Genomic DNA, 13,769 nt, shown 5'->3' with positions numbered 1-13,769 from the left:
TCGACTAGCTAATAAACTCGCTGTCCGGATAGTTAAGTCTAAGTGTCTTCATTGCATTATCACGAAGCTCTGTAAGACCAAGCTGTTCGTAGCTTGAAACCATAATTTCTAGGGCTTGCTGTACCTGCGTAGTATTCGGGAAGTGCTCTATAACATAGCGGCCACGGTTGGCAGCAGCAACATACGCCTCCCGTCTCATGTAGAAGCGTGCAATAGCAATTTCATAACGCGCCAAGCGGTCTTTAATATGAACCATACGCTGCTTCGCGTCAGCCGCATACTTGCTGTCTGGATACTGCTGGATAAGCCTGCGAAAGTCTTCAAACGCTGCGCGGGATTTTGATGGGTCTCTATCCGTACGATCGATGTTCATTAACTCTTGGAATAGGTTGCTGTCTGATTCCATGTTAGTTAAGCCACGCATGTAATACGCGTAGTCAACATCAGAGTGATTAGGATTAAGACGGATAAATCTGTCGATAGTGGCAAGTGTTTCTTCGTTCTTACCCGACTTATAGTAGCTGTAAATAAGATCTAGCTGTACTTGGTGAGAAAGTGGACCAAACGGGTAACGGGAATCTAGCGCACTTAACGTTTGAGCAGCAGCGCTAAAGTTACCAACTTCCATGCTTTGCTTTGCTCTGTCATACAGTTGCTGTGCACCCATGTTAGCTAAAACGGCTTTCTCTTCTTTATCTGAAGAACTACATCCTGCGACAGATACCATAGCACCCAATAAAACGGGAGCCAGTAGACGAAATGATTTCATAATAATTCTATTTTCCTGCTAAACAGTTTAATACTTCGCTGTCTAAGCTCATGTGTTAAACAACAACACTTTAATTGCATTCTAACGTACTAACGACGAGAAAAACCATACAAAAACGTAAACAAGGCAGTGTACAGCGTGAATACTTGTTATAATACCCTTTTTTAGACGTAATCAATGGTGTTATGACACAGTCGCCGAACACAATACAACTAGAAGCTTCAACGGAAGCTGCGCATTTTGGTTTACGCTTAGATCAGGTTTTGGCTGATTTGTTCCCTGAATATTCTCGTTCTAAGTTAAAAACTTGGATTCAGGACGGAAATGTTGCGGTAAATGGTGAAGTAATCACTGTCCCTCGACACAAAATGCAAATGGATGAACTCATTACTGTACAAGCCGAAATGGATGTGCAGGTAACAAGTGTTGCGCAAGATATTGCGCTAGATATTGTTTACGAAGATGAGCACATCTTGGTAATAAATAAACCTGCTGATTTAGTCGTGCATCCTGGCGCGGGAAACCCGAGCGGTACAGTGCTTAATGCATTGCTAAATCACTATCCCGAAATTGACAAAGTTCCACGTGCAGGCATTGTCCACCGTCTCGACAAAGACACTACGGGCCTGATGGTAGTGGCAAAAACAATACCTGCGCAAACGCACCTTGTTGATCAGCTACAGCGCCGCGAGATGAGCCGTGAATATGAAGCCATCGCTTTAGGTACTATGGTTGCGGGTGGGATTGTAGATGAGCCTATTGGCAGGCATGCCACAAAGCGCACGCATATGGCAGTTCGCGAAATGGGTAAACCTGCAGTAACGCATTATCGCGTTATTGAAAAGTTCCGTGCTTATACTCACTTGCGTTTGAAGCTTGAAACTGGTCGTACGCACCAAATTCGCGTGCACATGGCGCATATAAAACATCCACTGTTGGGCGATCAGGTTTATGGCGGGCGTCCGCGTTTGCCTAAAGGTGCGTCTGAGGAGTTTATTACAGCGCTTCGAGGGTTCCAGCGTCAGGCATTGCACGCAGCTCAGCTTTCACTATTTCACCCCGAAACTGAAGAGTGGATGACTTGGAAAGCGCCGCTTCCTCAAGATATGCAGGACTTGCTTAAAGCAGTCAAAAAAGACACAACGGACAATCCGCAAGATATGCTCTAACTAGGGAGTAGGTATTATGACATTGTCAGATGCAAATTCACCTATTTCATCTACGCTGGATTTGATTACTCCAGCGTGGTCATGCCCCTCTAATATTGTCGCTTATACAACGACAAGAAAAGGAGGCACGAGCTTAGGTGATTTCGCAGGCTTGAACGTTGGGGCTCACGTGGGGGATGACCTTTTATTAGTTAAAGCCAATAGAAGCCTGATCCCACACAGCGAAAAGATAACGTGGCTAGAGCAAATACACAGCAATCGCGTGGTGTCACTGCCAAGCGTGGATACTACTGCGGATGCAGCATACTCTTCTTCCAAGTCGCACTTTTGTGCAGTAATGACTGCTGACTGTGTGCCCATCCTATTATGTGATGAGAGTGGGCAAGAGGTGGCAGCAGTGCATGCAGGGTGGAAAGGGCTTGAGACTAATATTATCAGAAATGCTCTTGGGCAATTTAACTGCGATGAGAATAAAATCATGGCTTGGATAGGCCCTGCAATCAGCGGTTCTTGCTATGAAGTGGATGCTCAACTGGCGAGTAAATTTCGCCATGTAGCCGGCGCCGTTGCCAATAGTAGTAATGAGGGTAAATACCTTTTAGATTTACCTTTAGTAGCACAGATGCAATTGCAGCAAGCTGGCGTTGAAGATATTACGCAAAGTAACCTGTGTACTTACACTGACGAGGGACGCTTCTATTCGCATCGGAGAGCCACTCATCAAAACAAACGCACAACTGGGCGCATGGTCAGCGTAATAGGTATGCTTTAGATATCTAATCCTATGGGCATTAGTTCTTAACCCCTTCATTTATTTGCGCTAAATCAAAGTTTCTACAGTATTTGTTATCTTTTTGGCTAACTTTTCAATCTCATACTTGAATCGCAATTGAGCAGCCTACATAACTAGAACATAAGCAATACCAGTCCGCATAGATCATTACCCACTCAGCGAGAGTTAAAATGTTCGTAATCGCGGTGTGTTACCGCAGGTATAGTTGTTCACTTATTAGGTTGAGATTATGAGACTAGATAGATTTACCAGTAAATTTCAGCTCGCAATATCCGATGCTCAATCACTCGCATTGGGGCGAGATCATCAATATATTGAACCTGTCCACTTAATGACTGCCATGCTAAACCAGCAGGGTGGTTCAGTACGCCCGCTACTTGACCAAGCAAACATTAATGTTAATGCGCTTCGTTCTGCTTTGAGTCAGGCTATTGAACGTTTACCTAGAATTGAAGGTATTGGTGGTGATGTTCAGTTAAGCAAAGACAGTGGCATTTTACTTAACCTTTGCGACAAGATTGCTCAGCAACGAAAAGACGAATATATAACGTCGGAGATCTTCGTGTTAGCAGCCCTTGAAGATAAAGGGCGATTGGGTGAGATCCTTAAAAGTTTGAATATCACCAAAGACACCATTGAAGGCGCTATCGATGATATGCGTGGCGGACAGAAGGTGACAGACCCTAACGCTGAAGATGTGCGCCAGGCCCTTGAAAAGTACACTACAGACTTAACCGAGCGAGCGGAACAAGGCAAGCTTGACCCAGTGATTGGGCGTGATGACGAAATTCGTCGTACCGTTCAAGTTCTGCAGCGCAGAACCAAAAACAACCCCGTACTTATTGGTGAGCCTGGTGTGGGTAAAACCGCCATCGTTGAGGGATTAGCGCAGCGCATCATTAACGGCGAAGTACCTGAAGGCTTAAAGAACAAGCGCGTTCTTGCCCTAGATATGGGCGCGTTAGTGGCAGGGGCTAAATACCGCGGTGAGTTTGAAGAACGTTTAAAGGCCGTTCTTAACGAATTGGCTAAAGAAGAAGGCCGCGTCATTCTATTCGTTGACGAACTGCACACCATGGTAGGTGCAGGGAAGGGCGATGGCGCCATGGATGCTGGGAATATGCTAAAACCGGCGCTGGCACGCGGTGAACTTCACTGTGTGGGGGCAACCACGCTAGACGAATATCGTCAGTACATTGAAAAAGACGCTGCGCTAGAGCGTCGTTTTCAGAAAGTATTGGTTGAAGAGCCAAGCGTAGAGGACACTATTGCTATTCTTCGAGGCTTAAAAGAGCGTTATGAGCTTCATCACTCTGTCGATATCACAGACCCCGCTATTGTCGCAGCGGCAAGTTTGTCACATCGTTATATTAGTGACCGTCAATTGCCGGATAAAGCCATCGACCTTATTGATGAAGCGGCCTCTAGCATACGTCTGCAAATAGACTCAAAGCCAGAAGATATGGACCGTTTAGAGCGCAGAATTATCCAGCTTAAGTTGGAAGAGCAAGCCCTTGCTAAAGAAACCGATGATGCTAGCCATAAACGCCTTGAAATGATTGAACTAGAGCGCGAGCAGGCTGAAACCAAGTATGCAGAGCTAGAAAAAGTATGGCTAGATGAAAAAGATGCCATGCAGGGCACCCAAACCATTAAAGGGGAGCTGGAACAAGCAAAGCTTGATTTAGAAATTGCTCGCCGCGCATCTGATTTGAATAGGATGTCGGAACTTCAGTACGGCCGTATTCCTGAGCTTGAAGCCAAGCTTGAGCAAGCGGCAGAAAATGAAACCCGCGAAACCACGTTACTTAAAAATAAAGTAACGGATATCGAAATTGCTGATGTGCTCTCTCGTTGGACGGGTATACCCGTAGCGAGAATGCTAGAGGGCGAGCGCGAGAAGCTGTTGCGTATGGAAGATGTCCTTCATAAACGTGTAGTAGGGCAAGAAGAAGCCGTTGAAGCAGTATCAAATGCTATTCGCCGTTCACGTGCGGGGCTTGCCGATCCAAACCGTCCAATTGGCTCATTCCTATTTTTAGGGCCAACTGGCGTGGGTAAAACTGAGTTGTGTAAAGCTTTGGCCGGCTTCATGTTCGACACTGAAGACGCCATGGTGCGTATCGATATGTCTGAGTTTATGGAAAAACACTCGGTAGCACGCTTAGTGGGCGCACCTCCTGGCTATGTTGGCTATGAGGAAGGTGGCTACTTAACCGAAGCGGTGCGTCGCAAGCCTTACTCGGTCATTTTATTGGACGAGGTTGAAAAGGCACATCCTGATGTATTCAACATTTTACTTCAGGTGCTGGATGACGGCAGACTGACTGATGGACAAGGGCGCACCGTAGATTTCAAAAATACGGTTGTGATCATGACATCTAATTTGGGTTCGGACATCATTCAAGATAAGCACAACGAAAGTCAGTATGACGATATGAAAGCATCGGTAATGAGCGTAGTAGGGCAGCACTTCAGGCCCGAGTTCATCAACCGTGTGGATGATATTGTGGTATTCCATCCGTTGGGTAAAGAGCAAATTAAGTCTATTGCTAAAATTCAGCTTGCTTCCTTAAGAGCACGATTGGCGGAAAAAGGTTACAAACTTACTTTGTCTGCCGCAGCTATGGACAAGTTAGCCGATGCAGGTTTCGACCCCGTGTTTGGCGCCCGTCCGCTTAAGCGAGCGATACAAGTGCAGGTTGAAAATCCACTCGCACAGCAACTGCTAGCGGGTGAACTAATACCCGAGTCCACTATTCGCATTGATGCTGACGAAAGCGGTCTATTTGTAGTAAGCGGTTAATCAGCAAACCAAATCTTTAATTCAAAGGCACTAGAAACAGTGCCTTTTTTATTGCTTTATTATTGCCTTGGCACTGTGTTTTCCTTTAGTTTACCTGCTAGAGAAATTTCAGCGTGAGTGTTAGGAGTCATACATGGAAACAGCCCTAATTGTTAACGCATTTAAACGCGTACTCGGGGAAAGCAACCTTGCCGTTGGAAAACGCCAAACTGAGCACTATCGAAAAGGGTGGCGCTCGGGTGAAGGTGAGGCATTGGCCGTACTGTTTCCACATACGCTAATGCAATATTGGGAAGTGCTTAAGATTTGCGTTGAATACAACTGCATCATCATTATGCAGGCTGCAAAAACCGGTTTGACCGAAGGTTCTACTCCGAGCGGAAATGATTACGATAGACCTGTGGTGGTAATTAACACCTTAGCCATGGATGATATCGTTTTAATAAACGATGGTAACCAAGTGTTGAGTTTTCCTGGGGCAACCTTGTTTAAGCTTGAAAAAATGTTAAAGCCCCTTGGTCGCGCGCCACATTCGGTGATTGGATCGTCCTGTTTGGGGGCGTCTATCGTTGGTGGTGTAGCTAATAATTCTGGCGGCGCATTGGTTAAACGAGGCCCCGCTTATACGGAGTTGTCGCTATTTGCACAAATAGATGCTAACGGTGATTTAAAGCTGGTTAATCATTTAGGAATAGACTTGGGTGAAAAACCTGAAGAAATTATCGGTAACCTCGCTTCAGGCAACTTTTCAAAATCACTCCCAGAAACCAGTAAGAAAGCGTCTGCTAGTGATTATGAACAAATAGTTCGAGATGTTAATGTAAATACGCCGAGCCGCTTCAATGCCGATCCAACACGGCTTTACGAAGCCAGTGGATGCGCCGGTAAAATCGCCGTTTTCGCGGTGCGCTTAGATACGTTTGAAGTACCTAAAAAAGAGCAAACGTTTTATATCGGAACGAACGATGCTGCTGTACTTACTCGTATTCGCAGAGACATTCTGTCGACCTTTAAAAACATTCCCGAAGTAGGTGAATACCTGCATAGAGATATGTTTGATATTGCAGATGTTTACGGCAAAGATACCATATTAAGTATTGAACGTTTGGGTACAGATTCACTACCTAAAATGTTTGCATTTAAAGGGCGAGTGGATGCTGTGCTTAACAAGCTGCCTTTTATGCCTCGTTACCTAAGCGATAGAGTTATGCAGTTTGGGAGTAAGCTTTTCTCTGACCAAATCCCTACAAGTTTGAGAACCTACCGCGACAAATACGAACATCATCTTATTCTTAAGATGAGTGATGGCGGTATTGAAGAGGCAAAAACACTTTTAGCTAAACTGTTTACTGAAGAGAAGCTAGATGGTGACTACCTTACCTGTAATGAAGAGGAAGCATCTAAAGCCTTTTTACTACGTTTCGCCGCTGCGGGAGCTGCGGTGCGCTATCAAATGATGCATGACAAACAAGTCGGAGATATTTTAGCGTTAGATATTGCGTTGCGCCGCAATGACGAGTTTTGGGTAGAGGAGTTGCCTGAGCACATAGCCAAACATGTAGAAAAGCCGCTTTATTACGGCCATTTCTTTTGCCATGTCTTTCATCAAGACTACATACTTAAAAAGGGCAGTGATGCCAAAAAAGTAAAAGCAGACATGTTGGCACTATTAGACAGCCGTGGCGCTAAATATCCTGCCGAGCATAACGTTGGTCATTTGTATACAGCGGAGAGTACTCTACAGCAGTTTTACAGAAAGCTAGACCCTACCAATACTTTTAACCCAGGCATTGGTAAGATGGAAAAGCACAAACGCAATTGTTCCTGCTGTCTTTAGCTGTATGCGAAGAGAGCCTTATAGGCTCTCTAATAATGTTCTAGCCTGCGGACGTCGAAAGAAGGGGCGTTCTACGTTTACTGCATACTCTAGCTCTTTCTTGGCTTCCTCAATTCTATTCAATTTTGCTAGCGTGTAGCCAAGGTGATAGCGAATGTTAGGGTCATTCGCGTCTCTTGCGAATGCGTCTCTAAGCATTTTAAGACTACCCTCATAATCTCCCTGTAGCGCTTTAATATGCCCAAAGGTGTCTAGTATTTTCGAAGAGTTAGGCTGCAGCTCATATGCCTGCCGCGCATAGTTTTTAGCGGTGATCAGTGATTTTTCAATATGCATTATCGCTAAGCGGTTGAAAGCCTCAGCAGGGTTCAATAAGTTTGGCTCCTCAATAAGCTCTTTATAGAGTACTGTTGATTCGTCGAATTCTTGAATAAAAAATAAATATTGTGCTAATAGATTTTTCGCCAGCAAATTGTTTTCATTTTCGTTCACCAATTTGCGGGCAGTATTTAAAAATACATCAACGAACTGCTCGTTTAATGCATAGTTGTAGATCGCAATAAATGCCTGTGCAAAGGAAGCGTCGACTTCTAGCGCTTTTTGGAAAGCGTTAATCGCGCTTTCGTTATTACCTTTATTCGCAGCTAGTCTTCCCTTTAGAAAGTGGTAGACCGGGTTTTGTTGCTGGTTTGCAGGAATCGTCGCTAACAGCGACAGTGCTTTATCGTTTTTCTGCAAATCTAACAATAAGCTGGTATAGCGCAAAGTAACAAACGTACTTGTATTGGCTATCTCGTGCGCGCGAGCCATAGCATCTAGGGCGCTTTCGTTGTTTCCTAGATTGCGAGCTTGGTCAGCATAAGCGATAAGCTTTCCAGCATCGTCGTTAATAAAGTTTCTTACAATGCTTAGCGTTTTTTCGGCATCTGCACGCTGATTATTTGATAGCTGAAGCGCAGCTTTACGAAGAAGGTAGTCAGCATTGTCGAAATCATCTTTTATAAGCAAATCTAAATGATACAGTGCGTTCTTAATGTCGCCTTGTTGCTGGTATAAAGATGAAATGCGCTCTCTAGCACCGATATTCGAAGGATTGAGCGTTAGTATATCAAGATAAATTTGCTTCGCGTCTTCTACGTTGCCCGCTTTGGTTAAATTAAACGCCTTAAGCATTAATGTTTCGTTATGCTGAGGGGACAAGTCAAGTAGCTCTTCTACAAGTTGGTTAGATTTTTCTACATTTCCTAAACGACTCTCTGTAGCTGCTAAATTGAATTTTGCTGGAAAGAGGGTAGGGTTTTGCGCTAACGCTTTCTCGATGTTGTCTTTAGCTTCCGCCAATTGACCTTGCCTAATCAGAATGCCGGCTTTTAGGTTGTAGACTTCAGCTTCATCAGGAAAAAGCTTACTTAGTAAATTTGCACCCTTCAGCGCGTTATCGAATTGCTGCGCTTGTAAATTCATAAGTGAATAAGTGAATAGAAAACCCGCGTTATCTTTGTAGGTCGGCAGATTCTTTTCAAGAATTGATAGCGCTTCGTCCTGTTTCCCCCTCGCTGCCATCAGTTTAATTTTAAAAAGCTGAAGCTTATTTTCATTCGGGTACTTATATTCGAGGTTTTGCAATAAGCGTTCAGCTTTAAACGCTTTGTTTTGGCGAATAAATAAGTCACCTAGAAGAAGTGCCGAGTCAGGGTCTTCCATCAACGCATCTTGATGGCGTTCAAGCAGAGCAAGCGCTTGTTTATCTTGCTGTGTCGCCATATAGACCTGGCTTAGCATCAATACAGCCTGTAAGTCATCAGGCTCCTGTTGCAAATAGCCATTAAAGTCTTTTGCGGCCGTTTCCATGTTGTTATTAAAGAAGTTTGTTAAACCGCTTATGTAGAGCAACATAGGTTGTGAAGTTATGAGCTCAGGGTCAAGCTGTGCCATAAAATCATTAAGCTCTTTTAGCTTCTCGTTATCAATAGCTTGTTGGTTGTCTCTGCTTTGCAACCAACTATTAAGTAAAATGGCCAAAGGATCATTAGGTGTGTCTTCAATGATCTCATCTACGAATAGCTTTGCTGTATCGTAGTCTTTCGCTTCTAAATACAAATCTACAAGATTACGCAGGGCAATAGGGTCGTCTCGGTTAAACGTCAGGGCTTTTTGTAAATGTGCAGTTGCCGCATCAGTATCTCCTTGTCGATATGCGAGCTGTCCTTTCAAACGCCATGTGATAGCGTTTTCTGGTTCTAACGACATGGCTTTGTTGATAAGAGACGTTGCTTTGGCTAAATCTTCATTTTGAAGGGCAATAGAGGCGAGACCATTAATGGCAGGCACGAAGTCTGGCGTACGGGAAACGATAGTGTTGTAGTCGCTTAAGGCGCATTGCTCGTCTTCCAATCTGATACAAGCTGTTGCACGGATCATCAACCACTCGCGCTCTGCATCACCCGATAGCTTGTTCAAATCACCAAAGTCTACAATCTCTTGATATCTGTTTAGAAAAAGCCATGTGTTGCCAAGTGGTTCAGCTAAAAGGTTGATATCAGCACCCATCTCCAGAGCTTCAACAAACTCCATCTCAGCCGCAGTAAGGTAGCCATTAATAAGTAGTATCTCGCCCATCAAAATTTTGGCTGCGAGGTTCTGTGGGTCTTTCTGTAAGCTATTTTTAAGGTGAATATAGGCTTCGTCGTATTCGTTTTGATTAAACGCAGTAAGTGCTTTTTCATAGTCCTCTGACGTAGTAGCAAAACTGTTGAAAGCGATTAATGAAGAGGCAACTGCAGAGACAACGGCGCGTTTTACAACACGCTTTTTATTATTAAAAAAATCCATATTAACCTTCAATACATAGCCAAGCTGCTGGCTTAAAAATAGCATAAAAAAAGGTGGCCTAAGCCACCTTATAAAGATACGTGTTTTCTAAGCGTTTTTAAACTATTAAACGCGACGTTTACGTCTGTAAAGTACAAGCCCCAAACCCAAACTCATTAGTGCAAGGGCACCTGGCTCGCTTACTTGGGTAGGAGGTGTATCAGGACCATTGTCGATCGAAAATCCAAGTGCTGACAATTTGAAGCCAAAGTCACTGTCTTGAGACGCATTGTTATCGAAAATGGTATTGTATGCACCCACTAACCAGTATTGGGCGGCACTCAAGCCTGTAAATTCAGATTGATAATAGTTGCCCACTTGACTTCCAACAGAATAGTGACGCGTTGCAGCTTCTATAGCGCTAGTAGAAGCAATATCACTCCATGTAAAGTTTCCGCCACTTTCAAATTTTTCAATATCGTCCAGACCTACCACAGTTACTTCTTTAGAAGATCGTCCTCTATAACGGTAGATCGAAGAAAATGAACCAGACGTTAAAGTAACTTTTTCACTGAAGGACAGCAAAACCATGTCGAAGTCTTGTTTTCCTCTATCGCCTGTTCTTTTATTGTCTATTGTATGAGCATCTCCGTAGTCACTAGAAGTTTCATAGTTACTCTGGTTCGTAGAATCTTTATTTATAAGTCCATAACCTACCGCGTTGTTGCTCGAGTTTATCCAGCCATCGAGATTGCCCTGATTTCTAACCAAGTCATCGTTTTCATCAAGGTAACGCGAAGAGGTATATGAATCATACCGACTGTCGTAATAACCTGTATCAGACCAAGCAGTAAGCCCAACATAAACTGTTTTTCCGTCAACCGTAGTAACGGCGGTTCCGTTTGCAGAATCACCGATCAGTGAATATGAAATGCCGTTATTCACCAACGAGTAAGTTCCTTCATCTAAACTGCTGTCACTTCCTAATACGTTTCCAGAAAATACAAGAAAAACTGTCGCTAAACCTAAAAACTTCATATGGATTACTACCGAACCTGAATTTGCTTCATAAAATTACCGAGTACCTAGCGATTTTTGTGCCACATTTTATGTAGTTGATTTTTATTCGTTTTTTTTTAAATGCAATACATATGAGTTAGTCTTAGTAAAAAAAACTGACAGGTTGTACCACCTACCAGTGATCTAAAGTCTAATTGTCTTAAATGGCTTTTTTACGGCGCCATATGGCGAATAGAGAGCAAGCCATTAATAAGCCGATAGTACCAGGCTCAGACACTTCTGTAGTATCCGGTGTTCCTGTCGTTTCGGTAATTGAGAAACCAACATTAGCAAGTTTGAAAGCATCGTTGCCAATGTATCCACCAATATTGCCAAATACTGTGTTGTATGCCCCTACGAGCCAATATTGCGCAGATTCAGTGAATGCAAAATCTGCACGGTGTTCTAGGTAGTCACAGTTCTCGATATCGTAAGATGCCGAAGTAAGCGCATCTGCAACAATATCACTCCATGTATTTACACCAGAGGTCAAAGTAGAGGTGTCATTTAAGGCAGCTACTGAAACTTGACTATCGTTACTACTATATAGCCATGAAAAGCTCGCGCCAGTTAGTGTTACTGCAGAGTCAAATGAAAGCAGTACGAAGTCATAATCACGCTCAACATTGGTCACTCCGCTTTTATAAGCAGCCTTACTACCTTCATAATAATAGTTTAGGTTGTCGATAGCATGGTCAGAACTACCGTTGTAGTAAGCTTCGTCATTATTGGTAACTCCATAAGCCCAAGTATTTGAGATTTTTTGTAGGCTAGCGGCAACCACTGTTTCGCCAGTCACATTATTAGTATCTGAAAATGCAGACAAAGAAATGTTTACGCCATCAATCTCCACAGGAGAGTTATCAGGGTTAACACTATTGTAAACACCATCGTCGACTAGATCATAGGTATACTCACCAAGCGGAGAGTTACACTGCTTACTCTGGGTGTTGCTGCCACCCGATAAGCCGCAGTAGGAGTAATCATGCTTTTTATAATTGGTGGCAAATGCTGAATTGGCGCTCAGCGTCGATACCAGCGCCATCGAAAGTAATAGCAAGGTCTTGGAAGAAAAGGTTTTGTCTAGTAATCGCATAATTACTTTCCTATATAAAAAGCGCATAGCGCTTCAAGTACAAACCTTCCAAGCGTTGTACTATCTATATGCACACACTTTTTGGGGAAGTACTTAATTACAACATGGGGTTGTATGATATATGAACGGTGACCTGTTTAAGGTATGTGGCCGTATACCTAGTTATTACTGATTGGTGAGGTACTTAAGGAAGCAGGTTCTAAATTGTTAACCTTTGTGCGTTGTCCTCATTTGATAAAGTGGACTCATCTAAATGTATTGCATAGCTTTTTGAATGTGATATCGCAGAAATTAATGTGTGGAAGCTGGCTGTATTTTTACTTTGCTATGCGTTCACGCATATCTATGAAATAATTACCACAATTGTATATGTAGAAGTACGAGGACATATGTCTGAACAAAAACGTAAAGGGATATACTTACTTCCCAATTTATTAACAACAGCAGGTTTGTTTTCTGGTTTCTTTGCTGTTGTATCATCAATGAACGGCCGCTTTGAAGCAGCCGCTGTCGCAATTTTTGTGGCAATGATATTTGATGGTTTGGATGGGCGCGTAGCACGAATGACAAATACGCAGAGTGACTTCGGCGCTGAATATGATTCAATGGCCGATATGGTTTCATTTGGTATGGCACCTGCACTTGTTGCTTATAATTGGGGCTTAACCGAACTAGGCAAGTTGGGCTGGTTAGCGGCATTTGTCTATGTTGCCGGTGCTGCATTGCGACTAGCTCGCTTCAATACGCAGGTTGGGATCGCTGATAAGCGCTTCTTCCAAGGTCTTGCTAGTCCAGCAGCAGCGGCCGTTGTATCCGGTCTCGTTTGGGTTGGCGTCGAGTATGATGCAGTAGGGACTGACTACGGATTAATTGTGGCCGCGGTAACTGGTTTAGCTGGCTTACTTATGGTGAGTAACTTTAAGTATAATTCTTTTAAAGAAGTTAACTGGCATGGCAAGGTTCCATTCGTTGGCCTTCTATTAGTGCTTTTAATATTCGTTGTTGTTGCAACAGAGCCAGCGCTTGTACTGTTTTTAGTATTTGCTTTGTATGCACTGGCAGGGCCTATCAATACATTCCGCACGGTAGAGAAAGTGACTTTAGATGACGTGGTAGGCGATCACGAAGAAGACGCGGACTTCAACGTTGATAAAAAGAAAAGCAACGAAAGTGTAGACAATAAGCAGGAATAATTACGTAGTAGTAATTAGATGTCTTCGTTCAATAGTATAAAGGAAATGCCTTTTTGAACTGATAGACGAAGGATATTCAGGCTTAAACGCATACTAAATGCACGAATAGGTTAAAAAGCGACCGAACGGTCGCTTTTTTTTATATTTATTTAAAAAAGGGTGTTGACGATGTGTCAGGAATGCGTAGAATGCGCGCCTCCTCAACAGGGAACAGCAAAACGCTAACAACTGATGAG

Annotated in this window: 9 protein-coding genes; 5 read left to right on the top strand and 4 right to left on the bottom strand. The window is 43.4% G+C overall.

Going from position 1 to position 13,769, the window contains the following annotated elements:
- Positions 1-4 precede the first annotated feature (4 nt).
- Positions 5-769, bottom strand: a complete 765-nt coding sequence (locus ACXAER_RS03475) for an outer membrane protein assembly factor BamD (protein WP_461851800.1) — start codon at positions 767-769, stop codon at positions 5-7.
- A gap of 185 nt (positions 770-954) precedes the next feature.
- On the opposite strand from ACXAER_RS03475, the gene rluD reads away from it, so the two are divergent.
- From rluD to dld, 4 genes are all read left to right on the top strand, one after another.
- Complete coding sequence (gene rluD / locus ACXAER_RS03470) at positions 955-1,938, top strand: 23S rRNA pseudouridine(1911/1915/1917) synthase RluD (protein ID WP_474826606.1); 984 nt, start codon at positions 955-957, stop codon at positions 1,936-1,938.
- Between the two features lie 16 nt (positions 1,939-1,954).
- Positions 1,955-2,710, top strand: a complete 756-nt coding sequence (pgeF, locus tag ACXAER_RS03465; RefSeq protein WP_474826604.1) for a peptidoglycan editing factor PgeF — start codon at positions 1,955-1,957, stop codon at positions 2,708-2,710.
- 250 nt (positions 2,711-2,960) lie between these two features.
- Positions 2,961-5,537 carry an ATP-dependent chaperone ClpB gene (gene clpB / locus ACXAER_RS03460; RefSeq protein WP_474826602.1) on the top strand — a complete coding sequence of 859 codons (2,577 nt, stop codon included), beginning with the start codon at positions 2,961-2,963 and terminating at the stop codon, positions 5,535-5,537.
- 133 nt (positions 5,538-5,670) lie between these two features.
- Positions 5,671-7,374, top strand: coding sequence for a D-lactate dehydrogenase (gene dld / locus ACXAER_RS03455; RefSeq protein ID WP_474826599.1), 1,704 nt, complete (start codon positions 5,671-5,673; stop codon positions 7,372-7,374).
- A gap of 18 nt (positions 7,375-7,392) precedes the next feature.
- Here the strand turns inward: dld and prsT are convergent, their stop codons facing one another.
- From prsT to xdp1 (ACXAER_RS03440), 3 genes are all read right to left on the bottom strand, one after another.
- On the bottom strand, positions 7,393-10,206 hold the full coding sequence (gene prsT, locus ACXAER_RS03450; protein ID WP_474826597.1) for an XrtA/PEP-CTERM system TPR-repeat protein PrsT: 2,814 nt from the start codon (positions 10,204-10,206) through the stop codon (positions 7,393-7,395).
- Positions 10,207-10,311: 105 nt separating this feature from the next.
- Entirely contained in the window at positions 10,312-11,223 is a 912-nt protein-coding gene (gene xdp1 / locus ACXAER_RS03445) for an exosortase-dependent surface protein XDP1 (RefSeq protein ID WP_474826595.1), read from the bottom strand.
- A 181-nt stretch (positions 11,224-11,404) separates the two neighbouring features.
- Positions 11,405-12,340 (bottom strand): exosortase-dependent surface protein XDP1, encoded by a 936-nt coding sequence (gene xdp1 / locus ACXAER_RS03440; RefSeq protein WP_474826593.1) that lies wholly within the window; start codon positions 12,338-12,340, stop codon positions 11,405-11,407.
- 389 nt (positions 12,341-12,729) lie between these two features.
- Between xdp1 (ACXAER_RS03440) and pssA the strand changes: the two genes are divergently transcribed.
- Positions 12,730-13,533, top strand: coding sequence for a CDP-diacylglycerol--serine O-phosphatidyltransferase (pssA, locus tag ACXAER_RS03435; RefSeq protein ID WP_474826591.1), 804 nt, complete (start codon positions 12,730-12,732; stop codon positions 13,531-13,533).
- Positions 13,534-13,769 lie beyond the last annotated feature (236 nt).

The organism is Alteromonas sp. AWJ4_199, from assembly GCF_056159165.1.
Note: the sequence above shows the minus strand (reverse complement) of the source record. Positions and strands in the feature narration are given on the sequence as shown.

What these genes read in the sequence shown, in the direction of transcription:
- ACXAER_RS03475 (WP_461851800.1), bottom strand. Translation starts at nt 769, where the DNA reads ATGAAATCATTTCGTCTACTGGCTCCCGTTTTATTGGGTGCTATGGTA.
- prsT (WP_474826597.1), bottom strand. Translation starts at nt 10,206, where the DNA reads ATGGATTTTTTTAATAATAAAAAGCGTGTTGTAAAACGCGCCGTTGTC.
- pgeF (WP_474826604.1), top strand. Translation starts at nt 1,955, where the DNA reads ATGACATTGTCAGATGCAAATTCACCTATTTCATCTACGCTGGATTTG.
- pssA (WP_474826591.1), top strand. Translation starts at nt 12,730, where the DNA reads ATGTCTGAACAAAAACGTAAAGGGATATACTTACTTCCCAATTTATTA.
- xdp1 (WP_474826595.1), bottom strand. Translation starts at nt 11,223, where the DNA reads ATGAAGTTTTTAGGTTTAGCGACAGTTTTTCTTGTATTTTCTGGAAAC.
- rluD (WP_474826606.1), top strand. Translation starts at nt 955, where the DNA reads ATGACACAGTCGCCGAACACAATACAACTAGAAGCTTCAACGGAAGCT.
- xdp1 (WP_474826593.1), bottom strand. Translation starts at nt 12,340, where the DNA reads ATGCGATTACTAGACAAAACCTTTTCTTCCAAGACCTTGCTATTACTT.
- clpB (WP_474826602.1), top strand. Translation starts at nt 2,961, where the DNA reads ATGAGACTAGATAGATTTACCAGTAAATTTCAGCTCGCAATATCCGAT.
- dld (WP_474826599.1), top strand. Translation starts at nt 5,671, where the DNA reads ATGGAAACAGCCCTAATTGTTAACGCATTTAAACGCGTACTCGGGGAA.